This window comes from Variovorax sp. H27-G14 (assembly GCF_046156345.1).
Classification (GTDB): domain Bacteria; phylum Pseudomonadota; class Gammaproteobacteria; order Burkholderiales; family Burkholderiaceae_C; genus Variovorax.
In genome coordinates this window covers 714,081-731,927 of record NZ_JAYLVN010000003.1, presented here as the reverse complement: position 1 = coordinate 731,927, position 17,847 = coordinate 714,081, and the positions used below count along the sequence as shown (strand labels likewise).

16 protein-coding genes are annotated in these 17,847 nt (G+C 68.1%); 14 read left to right on the top strand and 2 right to left on the bottom strand.

Features of this window, described 5'->3' with window-relative positions; all coding sequences use genetic code 11:
- Nucleotides 1-22: 22 nt before the first annotated feature.
- The 14 genes from VLK31_RS12465 to VLK31_RS12400 are packed head-to-tail and all read left to right on the top strand — an operon-like array spanning nt 23 to nt 16,022.
- Complete coding sequence (locus tag VLK31_RS12465; RefSeq protein ID WP_409168702.1) at nt 23-2,344, top strand: polysaccharide biosynthesis tyrosine autokinase; 2,322 nt, start codon at nt 23-25, stop codon at nt 2,342-2,344.
- Nucleotides 2,341-3,075 carry a sugar transferase gene (locus VLK31_RS12460; protein WP_409168701.1) on the top strand — a complete coding sequence of 245 codons (735 nt, stop codon included), beginning with the start codon at nt 2,341-2,343 and terminating at the stop codon, nt 3,073-3,075. The genes VLK31_RS12465 and VLK31_RS12460 overlap by 4 nt, the downstream gene beginning before the upstream one ends.
- 33 nt (nt 3,076-3,108) lie before the next feature.
- Nucleotides 3,109-4,086 (top strand): GDP-L-fucose synthase family protein, encoded by a 978-nt coding sequence (locus VLK31_RS12455; RefSeq protein WP_409168700.1) that lies wholly within the window; start codon nt 3,109-3,111, stop codon nt 4,084-4,086.
- Complete coding sequence (gene gmd / locus VLK31_RS12450; RefSeq protein ID WP_409168699.1) at nt 4,079-5,203, top strand: GDP-mannose 4,6-dehydratase; 1,125 nt, start codon at nt 4,079-4,081, stop codon at nt 5,201-5,203. The genes VLK31_RS12455 and gmd overlap by 8 nt, the downstream gene beginning before the upstream one ends.
- A 43-nt stretch (nt 5,204-5,246) precedes the next feature.
- The gene (locus VLK31_RS12445) at nt 5,247-6,581 is read left to right on the top strand and encodes a hypothetical protein (protein WP_409168698.1); all 1,335 of its coding nucleotides are present in this window, start codon (nt 5,247-5,249) and stop codon (nt 6,579-6,581) included.
- 9 nt (nt 6,582-6,590) lie between these two features.
- Entirely contained in the window at nt 6,591-7,706 is a 1,116-nt protein-coding gene (locus VLK31_RS12440; protein ID WP_409168697.1) for a glycosyltransferase, read from the top strand.
- A complete protein-coding gene (locus tag VLK31_RS12435; protein ID WP_409168696.1) occupies nt 7,703-8,704 on the top strand; it encodes a hypothetical protein in 1,002 nt (333 codons plus the stop codon). Before VLK31_RS12440 ends, VLK31_RS12435 begins: the two co-directional genes overlap by 4 nt.
- 48 nt (nt 8,705-8,752) lie before the next feature.
- Entirely contained in the window at nt 8,753-9,685 is a 933-nt protein-coding gene (locus VLK31_RS12430; protein ID WP_409168695.1) for a hypothetical protein, read from the top strand.
- A 14-nt stretch (nt 9,686-9,699) separates the two neighbouring features.
- On the top strand, nt 9,700-10,959 hold the full coding sequence (locus VLK31_RS12425; RefSeq protein ID WP_409168694.1) for a lipopolysaccharide biosynthesis protein: 1,260 nt from the start codon (nt 9,700-9,702) through the stop codon (nt 10,957-10,959).
- Complete coding sequence (locus tag VLK31_RS12420; protein WP_409168693.1) at nt 10,956-12,191, top strand: glycosyltransferase WbuB; 1,236 nt, start codon at nt 10,956-10,958, stop codon at nt 12,189-12,191. Before VLK31_RS12425 ends, VLK31_RS12420 begins: the two co-directional genes overlap by 4 nt.
- A gap of 30 nt (nt 12,192-12,221) precedes the next feature.
- Nucleotides 12,222-13,382 carry a UDP-glucose 4-epimerase GalE gene (gene galE, locus VLK31_RS12415; RefSeq protein ID WP_409168692.1) on the top strand — a complete coding sequence of 387 codons (1,161 nt, stop codon included), beginning with the start codon at nt 12,222-12,224 and terminating at the stop codon, nt 13,380-13,382.
- Complete coding sequence (locus tag VLK31_RS12410; RefSeq protein ID WP_409168691.1) at nt 13,375-14,151, top strand: LuxR C-terminal-related transcriptional regulator; 777 nt, start codon at nt 13,375-13,377, stop codon at nt 14,149-14,151. The genes galE and VLK31_RS12410 overlap by 8 nt, the downstream gene beginning before the upstream one ends.
- A 55-nt stretch (nt 14,152-14,206) precedes the next feature.
- The gene (locus VLK31_RS12405) at nt 14,207-15,736 is read left to right on the top strand and encodes a mannose-1-phosphate guanylyltransferase/mannose-6-phosphate isomerase (protein WP_409168690.1); all 1,530 of its coding nucleotides are present in this window, start codon (nt 14,207-14,209) and stop codon (nt 15,734-15,736) included.
- A gap of 4 nt (nt 15,737-15,740) precedes the next feature.
- Complete coding sequence (locus VLK31_RS12400; protein WP_409168689.1) at nt 15,741-16,022, top strand: DUF6719 family protein; 282 nt, start codon at nt 15,741-15,743, stop codon at nt 16,020-16,022.
- A gap of 2 nt (nt 16,023-16,024) precedes the next feature.
- Here the strand turns inward: VLK31_RS12400 and VLK31_RS12395 are convergent, their stop codons facing one another.
- Both VLK31_RS12395 and VLK31_RS12390 read right to left on the bottom strand, forming a co-directional pair.
- Nucleotides 16,025-17,425 carry a type II toxin-antitoxin system HipA family toxin gene (locus VLK31_RS12395; RefSeq protein ID WP_409168688.1) on the bottom strand — a complete coding sequence of 467 codons (1,401 nt, stop codon included), beginning with the start codon at nt 17,423-17,425 and terminating at the stop codon, nt 16,025-16,027.
- Nucleotides 17,422-17,796, bottom strand: a complete 375-nt coding sequence (locus VLK31_RS12390; RefSeq protein WP_409168687.1) for a helix-turn-helix domain-containing protein — start codon at nt 17,794-17,796, stop codon at nt 17,422-17,424. Before VLK31_RS12390 ends, VLK31_RS12395 begins: the two co-directional genes overlap by 4 nt.
- Between the last annotated feature and the right edge of the window lie 51 nt (nt 17,797-17,847).

Here is a 17,847-nt window from a genome sequence, read left to right as displayed (position 1 = left end):
GCAACACGAAAAGGTGAACCTCATGAATGCGCGCTGGCAAGCTTCGCTCTCCGCACCCGCGACCGCCGCACCCGTGGCGGCCATGGAGGCCGGTTGGGTCAGGGAATCGCGGATCCGGGAGTACCTGGACATCCTCATCGACAGCCGCTGGCTGATCGCCTCCATCACGGCGCTGGCGCTGCTGCTGGGCGTGGGCTACGCCCTGTTCGGCCCGCGCGTGTACGAGGCCAACATCCTGATTCAGGTGGAAGACCCGGACCGCTCGGGCGGCAACTTTCCGGGCGACTCCAACGCGGCCGTGGGCATCGGCGTGAAGACGCCGACCTCGGGTGAAACCGAAATTCTGAAGTCGCGCATGGTGCTGGGCCAGGCGATGGAAGACACCAAGCTGTTCATCACCGCGCGGCCCAACTATGTGCCGCTGGTGGGCGAGTTTCTGGCGCGCCATTCGAACCAGCTTTCCACGCCCGGCATTCTGGGCATGGGCAACTACGTGTCGGGCACCGAGCGCATCAACGTGGCGCAGATGGATGTGCCGGCGGCCTTCGAGGGCAAGAAGTTCACCCTCGTCGCGGGCACCGCCGGCAGCTACACACTGACCAACCCCGACATCGAAACGCCCCTGAAAGGCACCATCGGCGCGCCGCTGGACGCCACCGTGCCCGGCGGCACGCTGCACCTGCTGGTGGCCTCGTTCGACGCCAAGCCGGGCGCCGCCTTCGAGCTGGTGCGCCAGTCCAAGCAGCTGACCCTGCTGGCGCTGCAGAAAGACCTGCGCGTGGTCGAAAAAGGCAAGCAGTCGGGTGTGATGGACATCAGCCTGCAGGCTGAGAACCGCGGCCAGCTGGCCGACGTGCTCAACGAAATCTCTCGCCTGTACGTGCGCCAGAACATCGACCAGAAGACGGTGCAGGCCGAACGCGCGCTGGCCTTTCTGGGCACCGAGCTGCCCAAGTTCAAGGCGCAGCTTGAGCAGTCGGAAGACAGCTACAACCAGTACCGCAACCAGAACGGCACCATCAGCCTGGACGACGAGGCCCGCAATGCCCTGTCCCAGAGCGTGGACCTGCAGGCCAAGCTGCTCGACGCCAAGCAGAAGCGCCTGGACCTGATGGGCAACTTCACCGCCGCGCACCCGGCCGTGCTCACGCTGGACTCGCAGATTTCCTCGCTGAAGAAGGAGCTTGGCGGTGTGGACGGGCGCATTCGCCGCATGCCCATGCTGCAGCAGAACTCGCTGCGCATGCAGCGCGACATCAAGGTCAACACCGACCTGTACGCCACGCTGTTGAACAGCTCGCTGCAGATGCGCCTGGCCAAGGAGGGCAAGGTGGCCAATGTGCGCGTGCTCGACCAGGCGCTGGTGGCAGAGAAGCCGGTGCGCCCCAAGCCGCTGATCGTGATTGCGCTGGCGCTGGCAGGCGGCCTGTTCGTGGGCGGCGCCGCGGCCATGGCGCGCAAGAACCTGCGCCATTCCATCGCCAGCCCTGAAGACATCGAGGCCGTGACCGGGCTCAGCGTGTACAGCACCATTGCGCTGAGCACCCAGCAGCGCGTGCTCGACCGCGCGATTCGCAGCGGCAAGCCCGGCGTGAAGGTGCTGGCGGCGCTGCATGTGGAAGACCCGGCGCTGGAAGGCCTGCGCCGGCTGCGGACGACGCTGAAGCATGTGATGGTGGGCGCGCCGAACAACCGCATCCTCATTGCCAGCGCCACCCCGGGCGCGGGCAAGACCTTTGTGTCGTCCAACTTCGCCACGCTGCTCGCGGCATCGGGCAAGCGGGTGCTGCTGATCGACGCCGACATGCACCGCGGCAGCCTGAGCACCGAATTCGGCCTGCAACGCAAGCACGGCCTGGCCGACGTCATTGCCGGCGGCGTGCCGCTGGAGCAGGCCATTCACCACCAGGTGCTGCCGCACCTGGACGTGATGACCTCCGGCACCGTGCACTCCGACCCGGCCGGGCTGCTGGCCAGCGACGCCTTCGCGCACACGCTGACGATGCTGTCGGCGCGCTACGACGTGGTGATCGTGGACGCACCGCCCACGCTGGTGGCCACCGAGACCGCGGAGATGGCACCCATCATGGGCACCCTGCTGCTGGTGGCGCGCGCCGACAACAGCGAAATGGGCGAGCTGGTGGAAAGCGCCAAGCGCCTGGCCCATGTGGGCGCCGTGTTCCACGGAGTGGTGTTCAACGCGGTCGACACCACGCAACGGCACTACCGCAGCTACAGCTACGGCTACAGCTATGCGCCTACCCGCCGCGAGACGTCGTATGCCATCGACACCGCCGACACCGTGATGCCCAAGCGCATCGAGCCGGAGCACGCCGCATCATGAACACCCTGCGATCGAACAGCTCCGCGCGCGCCGGTGACGGCACCGGCGGGCCGGCCACGCCCACCACCGCTGCACATGCGGCCAACACGCCGGTGTACGGGCGCATCGGCGGCGGCGCCTGGCTGCGCCACGCCAAGCGCGCCGCGGACATTGCCATGGCGGGCTCGTTCTTCCTGTTCTTCGGCTGGGCCTATGCGCTCATCTGGCTGGGCGTGCTGGTGAGCTCGGGCGGGCCGGCCATCTACATGCAGCCGCGCTACGGCAAGGACGGCAAGGTCTTCAAGTTCTACAAGTTCCGCTCGATGGTGGCGGAGTCTGACGCGGTGCTGGCGCGCCACCTGCGCGAGAACGAGGCCGCGCGGCGCGAGTGGGCCGTGTACCAGAAGCTGCAGAACGACCCGCGCATCACGCGCTTCGGCGCCATTTTGCGCAAGTACAGCATCGACGAGTTCCCGCAGTTCTGGAACGTGCTGAAGGGCGACATGAGCATGGTCGGCCCGCGCCCCTGCATGTTCACGCAGAAGGACCTGTACGGCGACTACTGGGGCCACTACTGCGCGGTGCGCCCGGGCATTACCGGCCTGTGGCAGATCAGCGGTCGCAACGAAATCAGCTACCGCCGCCGCGCCGCCATGGACGCGGAGTACGTCGCGCGGCTGTCGCTGTGGCGCGACCTGGTGATTCTGCTGAAGACCTTTGGCGTGGTGACGGGTGCGCGCGGGTCGCGCTAGGCGTTTTTTCCAACTTCCGAACCGAAAGAACATATGCGTATCTTTGTCGCGGGTCATGGCGGAATGGTCGGCCAGGCGCTTGCAAGGCGCCTGGGCGAACTGGGCCATGCCGTGGTCACCCGCTCGCGCACCGAGCTCGACCTGCTCAACCAGGACGCAGTGGCGCGCTTCTTTGCCAACGAGGCTATCGATCAGGTCTATCTGGCGGCGGCCAAGGTGGGCGGCATCCATGCCAACGCCACATACCCGGCCCAGTTCATCTACGAGAACCTGATGATCTCGGCCAACGTGACGCACCAGGCCTTCATGGGGGGCGTGAAGCGGTTGCTGTTCCTGGGCTCAAGCTGCATCTATCCGCGGCTTGCAGACCAGCCGATCCGCGAGGAGTACCTGCTCGACGGCCAGCTGGAGCCCACCAACGAGCCCTATGCCATCGCCAAGATCGCAGGCCTCAAGCTGTGCGAAAGCTACAACCGTCAGTACGGCGAAAGCCACGGCATCGACTACCGCAGCGTGATGCCGACCAACCTGTACGGCCCCGGGGACAACTACCACCCGCAGAACAGCCACGTGGTGCCGGCGCTCATCCAGCGCTTTCACCAGGCCCGCGCCGCCGACCTGCCCAGCGTGCGCATCTGGGGTACCGGGCGCGCACGGCGCGAGTTTCTCTACGTGGACGACATGGCACTGGGCTGCATCGACGTGATGAACCTGTCGCGCCAGGCCTACCAGCAGCAGACCGACCCGATGCGCGGCCACATCAACCTGGGCACGGGCGAAGACGTCTCGATTGCCGAGCTCGCACGGCTGGTTGGCGACGTGGTCGGGTACACGGGCGACATCCACTGCGACCCGACACAGCCCGACGGCACGCCGCGCAAGTTGTTGGACGTATCACGCGCCACCGCCCTGGGCTGGCGCGCCAGCGTACCGCTGGCCGAAGGACTTCGCCGCACCTACGCGGCCTACCGAACAACCCTCCGCCACACCGAAAAGGCCGAACATGTCTAAGCGCGCACTCATCACCGGAATCACGGGCCAGGACGGCTCCTACCTGGCCGAACTGCTGATCGAAAAAGGCTACGAGGTGCACGGCATCAAGCGGCGCACCTCGCAGTTCAACACGGGGCGCATCGATCACCTGTATTCGGACGTGCACGCCAAATCGCAGCGGCACCTGCACCTGCATCACGGCGACCTGGCCGACGGCAGCAACCTCACGCGAATCATGCAGGAGGTGCAGCCCGACGAGGTCTACAACCTGGGCGCGCAAAGCCATGTGGCGGTGAGCTTCGACAGCCCCGAATACACCGCGGACATCAATGCCCTGGGCACGCTGCGGCTGCTGGAAGCCATCAGGTTGCTGGGGCTGCAGTCGAAGACGCGCTTCTACCAGGCCAGCACCAGCGAGCTCTATGGTCAGGTGCAGGAGCCGCGCCAGAGCGAGCTGACGCCGTTCTATCCGCGCAGCCCCTACGGCGCGGCCAAGCTGTACGCCTACTGGATCACCAAGAACTACCGCGAGGCCTACGGCTTCTACGCGTGCAACGGCATCCTTTTCAACCACGAGAGCCCGCGGCGCGGCGAGACCTTCGTGACCCGCAAGGTCACGCGCGGGCTGGCCAACGTGGCGCAGGGCCTGGAGCAGTGCCTGTTCCTGGGCAACATGAACGCGCTGCGCGACTGGGGCCACGCCAAGGACTACGTGCGCATGCAGTGGCTGATGCTGCAGCAGCCCACGGCCGTCGACTATGTGATTGCCACGGGCGTGCAGTACAGCATCCGTGAGTTCGTCACCCGCGCGGCGGCCCGGCTCGGCATTTCGCTGGCGTTCGAAGGCAGCGGCATCGACGAGGTGGCCGTGGTCACGCAGGTGGTGGGCGACGACGCGCCTGCGGTTTGCGTGGGCGACGTACTGGTTCGCGTGGACCCGCGCTACTTTCGCCCGTCGGAAGTGGAGACGCTGTGCGGCAACGCCACCAAGGCCGCCGACGACCTGGGCTGGGTGCCGGAGATCACGCTCGACCAGATGATTGCCGAGATGGTTGCGAGCGACCTGGAGCTTGCCAAGCGCTGCGCGCTGCTGGAGCGCCACGGCTACCACACGGCCCAGAGCATCGAGGCCTGAGCCCCCGCCGCCGCTCACACCCACCCAACCCGTCAGGCCCACCATGCGCACCCTCTCCTTCTGGTCCGGCATCGTTTGCGCGCTGCTGTGCGGCCTGGTCGACCCGGTGTGGGGCTACACGGCGGTGGTCGTGCTGGCGCTGATTCAACTGGCGATGCTGGGCGCCTCGGGCGGCAGCGTGTTCCTGCTGATTCACTACGCCACCATCCTCATCTACTTCTCGATTGCGCCGGCGATGCAGATCGCCAACAACATCGACTTCTGGGAAACCGGCCTGCTCAGCGCCGACGCCCACACGCAGGCGCTGGTGCTGCTGCTGCTGTACATGGCCGGCGTGGAGGCCGCGCGGCTGGGCGTGCCCGACGGCCCGGTGCATCTGCCCGGGCGACACGACACGCACCTGGTGGGCGTGGCGCACCCGCTGCTGCTGCTGCTGAGCTGCTCGCTCGCGGCCTTTGCCACGCTGTTCATCCGGCCCGACCTCAACTTTGTGGCGCGCGGCATCGCGGGGGACGAAGACAGCGTGCCGATCGACTTCATCTTCTTCTCCACGCTGCCCAAGATGGTGGTGCTGCTGTGCTTCGTGGCGCTGGCGATTCACGCGGCGCGCAGCAAGACGCTGTGGTCGTGGTGCGCGGCGGGCCTGGCCCTGGGCCTGGCGGCGATTGCGGCCAACCCGGTGAACACGGCGCGCCAGGTGCTGCTGATCGGGCTGCTGCCGCTGTTGATTCACGCCTTCGGGCGTGGGCGGCGCTGGGTGCTGGCCGGCATTGTGTTCGGCGCCATTGCGGGCCTGGGCCCGGTGCTGAACCTGTTCTCGCGCGGCAGCTTCTGGGGCGAAACGCTGCAGACCTTTCCCTTCAGCCAGGACTTCGACGCGCAGTTCGTGGTGGCCGGCATCTTGGAGCGCGCGCCCATTCCCGATCTGGGCTGGGGCCGCTACCTGCTGTCGGCGGTGTCTTTCTTTCTGCCGCGCGACCTGAAGATGTTTCCCGACTTCGACCCGCTCGGCTGGTCGGCCATTCTGGGCAATTTCTCGCAGAGCAACCTGTCGCTGCCGCCGTTCACCACCGCGTATTTCGACTTCGGGCTGGCCGGCCCGGCGATGCTGGGGCTGGCGATTTCGGCGGGCTTCAGGTTGGTGGACCGGGCCATCGACCCGAACCGGCCGCTCTCGGGCAGCTACCTGGCGGCGCTGGTGCTGCTGGCGGCCTATGTGCCGTTCATGCGCGGGCCCATTCTGGGCTGGGGCCCGTTCGCGGCCTCCGGCCTGATTGCCGCGCTGATCGCCGGCGCGCTGAGCTCGCGCGCGCACCGCAGCCGGCGCCTTCGCCCTGCGCGCGCGCACATGGTGCAACGCGACTTCCCCAACGCCTGAGGTGCATCCATGGCCACCTACCTTTACTACGACACCGTGCGCCTGAACAAGGACGCCGGTGGCGTGCTCAATGTGTCCGAGGTGCTGTTGCGCAACATGCGGCTGTCGCGCGACGACCGCGTGGAGGCGGTCAGCGAGCGGCATCCGCGCGTGTACGACCTGGCGCTGCGCCTGAAGCTCAGCCGCTTCGTGCTGGACACGCTGCTCTACAACTTTCACCGCCTGCGCATGCTGCTGACGGGCGAGCGCATGTTCTCGGTGTTCCCCAACTACTTTCTGCCCTTCACGCTGCTGGGCAGCCACCGGGACTCGATCGCCATCGTGCACGACCTGCAGTACAAGGCCTACCCGCAGTACTTCAGCCGGGCCAAGCGCCTGTTTCTGGACTGGAACCTGTGGCGCGCGGCGCGCAGCGCGGCCGACGTGGTGTTCATCAGCAAGAGCAGCCAGAACGACTTCGAGCGCCACTTCGGGCGCTGCGAGCACGCCACAGTGATCTTCAACCCGGTGGACGCGCCGCGCGGCACGACCGCACCGGCCGCACAGACCGCACCGAGCGAGGCTGCCAACACGGGCACGCCGCCACCGCGCGAGCGCTACCTGATTGCGGCCTACCACTACTACCCGCACAAGAACTTCGGCGGCATCCTCGCGCTGTTCGAGCGCATGAAGCGCGCCGGCCTGGTCGACTACCTGGACATCACCGGCAACGGCGCGGCCGAGGTCGAGCGCATGGTGGCCGCGCTGGCGCCCGAGGTGCGCGGCTTCGTGCGCCACCGGGGGCTGGTGTCGCGCGAGGCGCTCATTCAGCTGTACATGGGCGCCACCGCGTTCATTTCGCTGTCGACCTTCGAGGGCTTCAACCTGTCGGCCGCCGAGGCCGCCACGCTGGGCGTGCCGCTGCTGCTGTCCGACATTCCGGTGCACCGCGAGCTGTTCGCGGGCTACGGCTTCTTCGTGGGCAGCGCCAACAGCGACCCCTACCGGCTTGCCAAGTACCTTGCCCGGCACGAGCGCACGCGCCCGGCCTGGGCGCTGGCCGCCACCTGCGCGCCGGCTGCCGTGGCCGGTCGCTACCTCACGCTCAAGCGCAGCGCCTTGTCGTTCACGAGGGCCATGCCATGAACACCTATGCCGCCGTGGGGCTGCGCGTGGTGGCGGCGTTGGTGTGCGGCGCCGCGCTGGTCGCGGTGCTGGCCCAGCCGAAGACGCCACCGGCGGCTGCCAAGGGTGCGGCTGCCGTTGTGCCGGCACTGCCTGCATCGGACACCGCCATGCCCGGCTTCGGCGTGATGGTGCATTACCTGCCCGACAAGCAGACCATCGGCGAGGTGATGCGCTTCGACGTGGAGGCGTTCGCCAACCAGCTCGCGCAGATGCGGGTGTCTCACCTCATCCTGACGCTGGGGCAGAACAACGGCCAGTACATCGCGCCCAACTCCGCGCTCGAAGTGCTGTGCCCCGCGAGCGCCAAGAACCGCTCGCCGCGCGACCTGCCGCTGGAAATTGGCCAGGCACTGCGCAGCCGCGGCATTGCGCTGGTGCTGTACCTGCCGTTTCGCGCGCCGCAGTCCGACCGCTACCTCATGGACTGCCTGGGCGACGTGAACGAGCAGCAGCCGCCACCGCCCAAGTTCGTGGCCGCATGGTCCAGCGTGATCCGCGACTGGTCGGAGCACTACGGCCCGCTGGCCGCCGGCTGGTGGTTCGACGGCACCTACAACACCAAGGGCATCACCGCCGCGGGCTGGGAGCAACTGTGCGACGCCGCGCGCAGCGGCGCGGCCAACCGGCTGCTGGCCTTCAACGCCGGCGAAGGCCCGGAGCGCTTTGCCGCCAAGTCTGCGCCCTGCCAGAACCTGATGGCCGGCGAGTACATGGAGCCGCCGGCCCGCCCGGTGGCGCCGCCGTCGGAGCTGATGTTCCACGTGCTCACGCCGCTCACCGCCTCCTGGGGCCGCGAGGCACCGCCGCGCTTCACGCCCGACCAGCTGCGCAACTGGATCAACGAAGCGGCCGCCGCGCGCGGCCTCTTCACGCTGGACATGCCCATCGACGCCACCGGCCGCTTCGTGCCGGCGCACGTCGCGCTCATCAAGAGCGTGACCGCCCGCAAGCCCTGAATCCACCGCCTCCTGTCACACACCTTCATCAACCCTTCAACCAACGCCATGAAACCCTCCCTGCCCTTCATCGTCGTGGAAGACCGTCAGAACAAGACCCTTGCGCTGTGCCGTGAATCGGCGGTGCTGGCCGAAGAACGGTTGTTCGTGCTCTCGCAGACCGACGCCGGCCCCAGCTACGAGCGCTTCTGCAAGTCGTATGTGCACCTGTCCAGCAACTCGGCCGAGTTCGAGAAGATCTGCTTCAGGCGCTACTTTCTCTTAGCGCAGTTTCTGGAATCCAACCCCGAGGTGCGCGAATTCGTGCTCATCGACAGCGACGTGCTGCTGTTCCAGGGCGCCGGCGCGCACATTGCGCACCTGGTCGACAAGGCCGACTTCTCGGGCTCGACCATGCAGCCCAGCGACGGCTGGAACCCCTGCCAGATTTCCCCGCACGTGAGCTACTGGAGCGCCAACGGCCTGCGCCGCTTCGTGGCCTATGTGCTCGACAGCTACGCCACCCCGTCGGGGCGGCGCAAGCTGCGCGAGATTGCCGCGCGCTTTGCCGCACGCGGCGTGCGCGGCGGCGTGTCCGACATGACGCTGCTCTACCTCTGGGCGCGCACCACCGGCAACGACGCACCCATCAACCGCGTGCTGGGCGGCACGGTGATCGACCACAACATCAACGGCATGCACAACCTGCTGCCGCGCGAGTTCAAGGTGCGCGGCGGAGCAAAGCGCGTGGCCTACACCGACGGCAAGGCCTGGCTCACCAACGAGGCGGGCGAAATGACCCGCGTGGTGGCGCTGCACTTTCAGGGCAGCGCCAAGATGGCCATGCCCTACGCGCTGCGCGGCCACATGCACACCGTGGCGGCCGTGACCTACGGGCTGCAGATGGCGCGCCGCGGCAAGAACTACGCCTTTCGGGTTGCGACCTTCGCGCGCCGGCTGTTCGACACGCGCAGCGTGGTCCCGGCATCGACCGGCAAGTAAGCCAGGCCCGCGCCATGAAACCCTTCAGCCCCTCACTCGCCCTGCCGGGTGCACGCATGGCCTGGCTTGCCGGCCTGGGCGCGCTGGCGTCGCGGATGTACGTGTACCTGTCGGGCTTTCTGGCCGTGTTCCTGATGGCCGCGAGCATTTCGCCGGCGCGCTTTGGCGAGTACTCGGTGTACCAGTCGGTCATCGAGGTGGCGCTGGTGCTGGGCACGCTGGGCAGCTCGCTGCTGTTCTCGCGCAATGCGGCCAGCGTGCCGCCGGGCGTGACGCGCGGCGACGTGGTGCGCACGCTATCCATCGGGCTGCCGCTGGCCATGGTGCTGGTGACGGTCATCCTGGCGCTGCAACGCCTGCCGGTGGGCGACGCGCCCTTTGTGCTGGTGGTGGCCACGTTGGCGATTTTCTCGTTCAACAGCCTGCGCCTGTCGTTCAGCCGGGGGCTGGGCCATGCGGGCCTGCTGAACCTGGAGGCGGGCATCCGCTCGACCATTCTGGTGCTGGGTGTGGGGCTGTGCACCGCGCTGAAGTTCGACCTGGGCGTGGCGCACCTGCTGCTCATCAACCTGTTCGCGCTGGTGGTGGTGTGCGTGGCCATCGGCCTGCCGGGCAACGGTGCGGCACCGCCGGCCGGGCCGCATGCGATCGGGCTTTTGTCGCAGGCCACGGCCACGGTGTATTCGCTGCTGACGTTCCTGCTGCGCAAGTCCGACCTGCTGGTGGTGGCGTACTTCATGCCGCTCAGCTACGTGGGCGCGTTCAAGCTGGCCTTTCTACTGGCGGAGGCGCCTTCGCAGTTTGTGCAGGCCTTTCTGTTCACCAAGACCAAGGCGATGCTGGAGGCCGACCCCAGGCACTTCGGCGACGCGCAGCTCGGCCTGGCACGCCATTCGTTCCTGCTGGGGTGCGGCCTGTTCGTGGGCCTGGGCTGCGTCATGGCGGTGGCCGCGCCGCTGCTCAAGCTGGGCGAAGAGGCCCGCAGCATCTTCCTGTGCATGGCGCCTTACTTTCTGCTGCGCACCTACACGATTCACCACGAGATGGTGCTGTCTTTGAAGACCTCGATGGGCTCGCTCGGGCGCTGGGCGCTGCTGGAGGTGGCGCTGCGCTTTGTCTCCTACGCGGTGGTGATCGTGCTGTTCCCCGGCAAGCCGCATTACGTGTTTCTGCTCGCCTGCGTGTCGGACTTTGTGCTCTACGAGACGCGCATGCGCCTGGTCTTCGGTTTCTTTCCCCTGCAACGCCTGCTGCGCATGAGGTCGACCGCGTGAAAATTCTTCTCTATTCGATGAACTTCACCCCCGAGCTGGCCGGCATCGGCAAGTACTCGGGGGAAATGGCGCAGTGGCTGCATGCGCACGGGCACGACGTGCGGGTGATTGCGGCACCGCCGTTCTTTCCGCAGTGGTCGGTGTTCGACGGCTACTCGGCCTGGCGCTACCGCAAGAGCGAGTGGAACGGCATCACCGTGTGGCGCGCGCCCACCTGGGTGCCCAAGACGCCGCGCACGCTGGCGCGCATGGCGCACCTGTTCTCTTTCATGCTGTCGAGCATTCCGCTGCTGTGCGCGCAGATCCGCTGGAAGCCCGACGTGGTGTTTGTGGTGGAGCCGCCGCTGTTCTGCGCGCCCTCGGTGCTGTTCTTCTCCAAGATGCTGGGCATCAAGTCGTGGCTGCACATTCAGGACTACGAGGTGGACGCCGCCTTTGGCCTGGGCCTGTTGAGCGGCCAGCGCGTGCAGCGCTTTGCGCGCTCGGCCGAGCAGTGGCTGCTGGGCAAGTTCAGCCGCGTGTCGACCATCTCCACGGCCATGGTCGAGAAGGCCCGTGGCAAGGGCGTGGCCGACAGCCGCGTGGTGCTGTTCCCCAACTGGGTGGACGTGAAATCGATCCACCCCACGGCCGCGAACAACTCACCCGACGGCTACCGCGCCGCACTGGGCATTCCAAACGACGCCGTGGTGGTGCTGTATGCGGGCAGCCTGGGCAGCAAGCAGGGCATCGAGCTGCTGGCCGATGCGGCGCGCCTGCTGGTGTGCTCGCACAACATCCACTTCGTGTTCTGCGGCAACGGCCCCAGCCGCGAGCCGCTGAAAGACGCCTGCGTGCGCCTGGCGAACGTGCACTTTCTCGACCTGCAACCGGCCGAGCGCCTCAACGAGCTGCTGGGCATGGCCGACATCCATGTGCTGCCGCAGCGCGCTGACGCGGCCGACCTGGTCATGCCCTCCAAGCTGGGCGGCATGCTGGCCAGCGGGCGCGCGGTGATCGTCACCGCGCATGCCGGCACCGAGCTGAGCAACGTGGTGTCGGGCCGCGGCGTGGTGGTGGCGCCGGGCGACGCGGCGGCGCTGGCAGACGCCATCGAGCAGCTGGCCATGTCGCGCCAGACGCGCGAAGAAATGGGCGCGGCCGGCCGGCGTTTTGCCGAGTCCGCGCTCGACCAGGACGCCATCCTGCGGCGGCTGGAGCAAGAGCTGCAGCGCTGCGTTGCAGCCGGCTGATCCGTCGTTTCAACACCAGGAGCACCGACCATGAGCCTGCCCAACAAGATCCTGGTGACCGGTGGCGCCGGCTTCATCGGCAGCCACACCTGCGTGGCGCTGATCGAGGCCGGCTACCAGCCGGTGGTGCTCGACACGCTCGTCAACAGCGACGCGCGCTCGCTGCAGCGTGTGGCGTGCATCACGGGCGTGGCGCCGGTGCTGGTGCGCGGCGACGTGCGCGACCCCGCGGCACTCGACCGCGTGCTGGCCGACCCGAACATACGCGCGGTGGTGCACCTGGCGGGGCTGAAGGCGGTGGGCGACTCGGTGGCCGACCCGGTGAGCTACTACGACGTCAACCTGGCGGGCACGCTGGCACTGGTGCAGGCGATGGGGCGCGCGGGCGTGCGCACGCTGGTGTTTTCTTCGTCGGCCACGGTGTACGGCGACGCGCAGCATTCGCCCATTCCAGAGAGCGCGCCTTGCGCTGCCGTCAACCCATACGGCCGCACCAAGGCCATGGTGGAAAGCGTGCTCACCGACCTGGCCCACGCCGACCCGCGCTGGGGCATTGCCTGCCTGCGCTACTTCAACCCGGTGGGCGCGCACGAGAGCGGCCTGATCGGCGAGCAGCCGCACGGCACGCCCAACAACCTCATGCCCTACATCTCGCAGGTGGCGGTGGGCGAGCGCGAGCATCTGATGGTGCACGGCACCGACTACGACACCGTGGACGGCACCGGCGTGCGCGACTACGTGCACGTGATGGACGTGGCCGAAGGCCATGTGGCCGCGCTGCGCCACGCCACGCGCCGCCCCGGCATCCTCATGAGCAACCTGGGCACCGGCCGCGGTGCTTCGGTGCTGGAGGTGGTGGCCGCTTTCGAGCGCGCCAGCGGGCGGCGCATTGCCACCCGCCTGGGCCCGCGCCGCGCCGGCGACGCCCCTGCCTACTGGGCCGACGCCCGCGGCGCGCGCGAGGTGCTCGGCTGGCGCGCCCGGCGCAACCTCGACCAGATGTGCGCCGACAGCTGGCGCTGGCAGGCACTGAACCCGCACGGCTTCGACGATGCCGTTCCGCCGACATCGCCGACATCGCGGCAGCAGCCGACACAGCCCGACTGGGCGCCCGATGCCGCGGCGCTCCCGGTCTTCGCCGCGGACATGCCGCGCTTGCACACCTCCAACCTGGGGCACTCCAATGTCTGACAACGCACCGCCATCCTTCACCGAGCAAAACGATGGCCGCTCGGGGTATCCACCGGGCATCCTGCCGCCGGCCGCGCCGCTGTGGCCCGGCTTCCTGACAGGCCAGCAGGACGCCCCGGTGCGCGTGCTGCTGGTCGACGACGACGAGTTCATGCGCCGCGTGATTGCGCAGGAGCTGCTGTCGGACCTGCGCATTCAGCTCGAAGGCCAGGCCGGCAGCCTGCGCGACGGGCGCCGGCTGATCGCCACGCATGCCTTCGACGTGCTCATGGTCGACCTGCGGCTGGGCGACGGCAACGGCTTCGACCTGATCCGCGAGGCGCGCAAGCTCAACAGCGCGGCTGAAGTCATCGTCATCACCGCGCTGGAAGACGAGGCCCACGTGCTGCAGGCCTTCGAGCTGGGCGCCACCGGCTACCTGCTGAAAGACGCCTGGCTGCAGAGCTTTGCGCAGGCCGTGCTGCAGGTGGTGAACGGCGGCGCGGCCATCACGCCGCGGCTGGCGCGGCGCCTGCTGGCCCGCCTGAGCCATCGGCCGGCCGGCGCACCGCCCTCGGTGGAAGCCCCTCAGCGCGAGGCCACGCTCACCGCGCGCGAATGCGAGGTGCTGCGCTTTGTGGCGCGCGGCCATGTCACCGAAGAGATCGGCACCAAGCTGGGCATCTCGGGGCAGACCGTGAACGCGCACATCAAGAACATCTACAAGAAATTGCACGTTCACTCGCGCGCGCAGGCCGTGAGCTATGCGGCGTATTCCGGGCTGATCTGAGCGCGGCCTTCTTACTCCATCTGTCACATCCCTACATCCCCACACCCAGGCGATCATGAACACCACCCTCATCCATCCCGTGGTTCTTTGCGGCGGCAGCGGCACCCGCCTGTGGCCCCTGTCGCGCAAGGCGCTGCCCAAGCAGTTTGCGCCGCTCATCGGCGGCAAGAGCCTGCTGCACATGGCGCTGGAGCGCCTGAGCGCGCTGAATCGCGACATCACCTGCATCGCGGCGGAAGACCATCGCTTCATGGTGAAGGAAGCGGCGGAAGCCGCGCAGACCACCGGGCGACAGGTGCTGGAGCCGATGGCACGCAACACGGCCGCCGCCATGGCCTCGGCCGCGCTGCTGGCCGCACCGGACGACCTGCTGCTGTTTGCGCCGTCTGACCACCACATTCCCGATGCCGCGCTGTTCGCGCGCACCGTGCGCACCGGCGTTGCGGCGGCGCTGGCCGGCAAGATCGTCACCTTTGGCGTGGTGCCGAGTTTTCCGAGCACGGCCTACGGCTACATAGAGGCGGGCCAGGCCTCCGGCGACGGGCACAGCCAGGCGGTGGTGCGCTTCGTGGAAAAGCCCAACGCAGCGGTGGCGCAAACGCTGCTGCTGCACGGCGGCTACAGCTGGAACGCGGGCATCCTGCTGGTGCAGGCGCGCACCCTCATTGCCGCGCTGCGCGGCCATGCGCCCGACATCCTGCTGGCGTGCGAGCGCGCCACCGCCGCCGTGACCACCGACGGCAGCTTCCTGCGGCTGGACAGCGCGGCCTTTCAGGCCTGCCGCAGCGACAGCATCGACTACGCCGTGCTCGAAAAGCACAAGGACATTGCGGTGGTGAAGTTCGAGGGGCTGTGGAGCGACGTGGGCAGCTGGAACGCCGTGTCCACCCTGCACCCGGCCGACGAAGACGGCAACCGCCTGAGCGGCAAGGCCCGCGCGCTGAATTCGCGCAACACCTTCATCCATGCGCCGCACCGCCAGGTGGTGGCCTTGGGCACCGAAGACCTGATCATCGTGGACACCCCCGACGCCGTGCTGGTGGCCGGCGCCGGCTGCGCCGAGCAGGTGGCCGACGTGGTGCGCAAGCTCTCGCTGGACGGCTGCGTGGAGGCCACCGAGCACCGCCGCGTGGTGCGGCCCTGGGGCGCTTACGACAGCGTGGACAACGGCGAGCGCTTTCAGGTGAAGCGCCTGACCGTCAAGCCCGGCGCGCAGCTTTCATTGCAGATGCACCACCACCGCGCCGAGCACTGGATCGTGGTGCAGGGCACGGCAAAGGCCACCTGCGACGGCGTGGTGACGCTGGTGCGGGAGAACGAGTCGATCTACCTGCCCTCCGGCGCCATTCATCGGCTGGAGAACCCGGGCAAGACGATGCTGGAAGTGATCGAGGTGCAGACGGGCGGGTATCTGGGCGAAGACGACATCGTGCGCTTCGACGACACGTATGGACGGTGCGGGCCGGGGCATACGTTGGCGGATGCGGTGCCGCAGGCGGTGGTGGCTTCAGCCGTGTCCTCTGTGACGGCCGCGTCTTCGGGCTCGGGCGCGAATGCGGTGCTGCATGCGCCGGTGGCGCACTGAGGCCGTGAACGCGCTCATGGCCGGGGGCGCCGCGTGGACGCAGCGACTGTTCGGCGTGCTGCTTTGCATCACGCTCGTCGGCAACATGCAGGCGGCCTGGGGCGCCATCGACTACCTCAAGGCCATGCCGCCGAAAGGCAGCGTGCGCCAGGGCGAGGTGGTCTACGTGGACGATGGTCGCTGCCCCACGGGCGAGGTCAAGAAGATCACCGGGGGCAACCAGATGACCGGGGTTCCCCGACAGGTGGAATGCGTGAAGAAACCTGCGGCGGGTGCGCCGCCCTGAGCTCAGGCGCCACCCTGCCCCATCAGCCGTACAGCCTCGTCCCATTCCTGCAGCAACTCAGGCCGGCGCAACCTCTTCGCCGCCTGCCTGATGTGCGGATGGTTCGCCACCCGCGTGAGCAGCTGCAGCTTCTGCCGGGGCGTGAGCCCGCTGGCCACTATCGGCGCCAGCCACTCGCGGGCGGCCTCGGCTGCGGTGTCTCGCACGACCTTGGCCGCGCCGGCCACCTGCAGGCCCAGCTCGTTGCAAAAGGTCTGCAGCCGCGCCGGGCTCAGGATGGCGTCGGCGTGCTGCTTCTCCGCCCCTGGCAGCAGCCGCAGCGCGTGGCCCCTGGCGCCGTTGTAGAGCACGGTGGCCGTGATGTCGTAGGCCGGCGCCAGCTCGGCGTGGTGCCGGTCGCGGTAGAGCAGGCCCAGGTTCTTCAGATGCATGTCGGCGTTGCCCAGCAGCTCGTTCACCTCGATGCGGCGCAGCAGCTCGTGCACCGCCGGCTCGCCGCAACGCGGCAGGCTCAGCAACACCGCCGCAATGGCAAGGTAAGACTCGGTGTACTTCTGCTCCGGTGGCACGCCGAAGACCTGTGCGAAGTCTTCGAAGTGGATCTTTTCGCTCTTGCGTTGCGCGTCGCGGTCGAACCGGGTCACGGCCAGAAACTGGCCGGCCACCTCTTCGCCCAGGTCGTAGCGGTGAGGCGCGGCCAGCGCCGACATGGGCACCAGCTCGAACTGGCACACGGCCACCCCGGCAAGCCCTGCCAGCGTCATGCTGAGGTTTTCTAGCTGCGGCATGCGCGCGTACTCCGACGACGGCAGCTTGGCGATGATGGACGCGTCGCCCTTCGACGTGCGGCCCACGAAGCGGCCGTCGGCGTTCTTGTTGACACCGATCTTGGGCTGCACGCCGGAGATGGACAGCGCGTCCTGAAACGGCTCGGCCCACACCGATGCCTCCAGCGCGTCCTGGTTCTGGGTGACCAGGCGCTGCAGCGTGGCGCGCGAAATGTCTTGCCACTCCGCAGTGACCGCGCCCGGCATGTTCTTGCCGCAGGCCGCGATCATGCCCATGTGGTCCAGCGGATCGATGGCGGCCTCTTCGGCCACGAAGCGGCGGAACACGCCTTCGGGCAGCAGGTTCTGGAAGAACGGCGGCAGCTGGTGGTCGCCCTTGCCGCCCAGCACGGTGTTGAATTCAGGCCGGGTGACGTCGAGCCAGAACGACTGCTGCTGGGCCGGGTCGGCCGCGCGCATCGACTCCGAGAGCACGTCGGCATCGTCCCAGGGGAGCCGCGCGTAGGCCTCGTCGGCGACGAAGCGCATCACCGGCGGCGACGCGGGCTGTTCGTACTTGAACAGGCAGCCGATGCGCCGGCCGTACAGCTTGATGACGAGAACGGGCACGTTCATGGGCGGCCCCTGCGCTTGACCGGGGCGCCGGCGCCCGCCGTGAGGCCGGCCAGCCGTTGCTGCACGGCGGACAGCACATGGGCCGAGGCCACGGGCGCCGGCGCTGCACCTGCGTTGCCCTGGCCCGAGCCCGGCTCCGAAAGGCTGAGCTCCGGCAGTGCCCGCTGCAGCGCCCTGGGCACGGTGGCCAGGTCGAGTTGCAGCACCTCCATGACGGCCAGCAGCGTCGACACCTGCACATCGTTGCCCTTGAGCAAGCGGTAAACGGCCTGGCGACTGACGCCGGCTTGCTCGGTCAGTTGCTGGCGCGTCAAGCCGAGGGCGAGCCGGGCGGCTTCAAGGCGTTGGGCGAGTTCCAAAGGGGTGCTCATGGCGTTGCGAATTCGGTGCTATTTTTTATAACTTACCGCATTCGCAACATC

Bases quoted from the DNA above. Each gene is read 5' to 3' on its own strand.
- VLK31_RS12395 (WP_409168688.1), bottom strand. From the start codon at position 17,425: ATGAACGTGCCCGTTCTCGTCATCAAGCTGTACGGCCGGCGCATCGGC.
- VLK31_RS12465 (WP_409168702.1), top strand. From the start codon at position 23: ATGAATGCGCGCTGGCAAGCTTCGCTCTCCGCACCCGCGACCGCCGCA.
- gmd (WP_409168699.1), top strand. From the start codon at position 4,079: ATGTCTAAGCGCGCACTCATCACCGGAATCACGGGCCAGGACGGCTCC.
- VLK31_RS12435 (WP_409168696.1), top strand. From the start codon at position 7,703: ATGAACACCTATGCCGCCGTGGGGCTGCGCGTGGTGGCGGCGTTGGTG.
- VLK31_RS12390 (WP_409168687.1), bottom strand. From the start codon at position 17,796: ATGAGCACCCCTTTGGAACTCGCCCAACGCCTTGAAGCCGCCCGGCTC.
- VLK31_RS12410 (WP_409168691.1), top strand. From the start codon at position 13,375: ATGTCTGACAACGCACCGCCATCCTTCACCGAGCAAAACGATGGCCGC.
- VLK31_RS12430 (WP_409168695.1), top strand. From the start codon at position 8,753: ATGAAACCCTCCCTGCCCTTCATCGTCGTGGAAGACCGTCAGAACAAG.
- VLK31_RS12445 (WP_409168698.1), top strand. From the start codon at position 5,247: ATGCGCACCCTCTCCTTCTGGTCCGGCATCGTTTGCGCGCTGCTGTGC.
- galE (WP_409168692.1), top strand. From the start codon at position 12,222: ATGAGCCTGCCCAACAAGATCCTGGTGACCGGTGGCGCCGGCTTCATC.
- VLK31_RS12440 (WP_409168697.1), top strand. From the start codon at position 6,591: ATGGCCACCTACCTTTACTACGACACCGTGCGCCTGAACAAGGACGCC.
- VLK31_RS12405 (WP_409168690.1), top strand. From the start codon at position 14,207: ATGAACACCACCCTCATCCATCCCGTGGTTCTTTGCGGCGGCAGCGGC.
- VLK31_RS12455 (WP_409168700.1), top strand. From the start codon at position 3,109: ATGCGTATCTTTGTCGCGGGTCATGGCGGAATGGTCGGCCAGGCGCTT.
- VLK31_RS12425 (WP_409168694.1), top strand. From the start codon at position 9,700: ATGAAACCCTTCAGCCCCTCACTCGCCCTGCCGGGTGCACGCATGGCC.
- VLK31_RS12460 (WP_409168701.1), top strand. From the start codon at position 2,341: ATGAACACCCTGCGATCGAACAGCTCCGCGCGCGCCGGTGACGGCACC.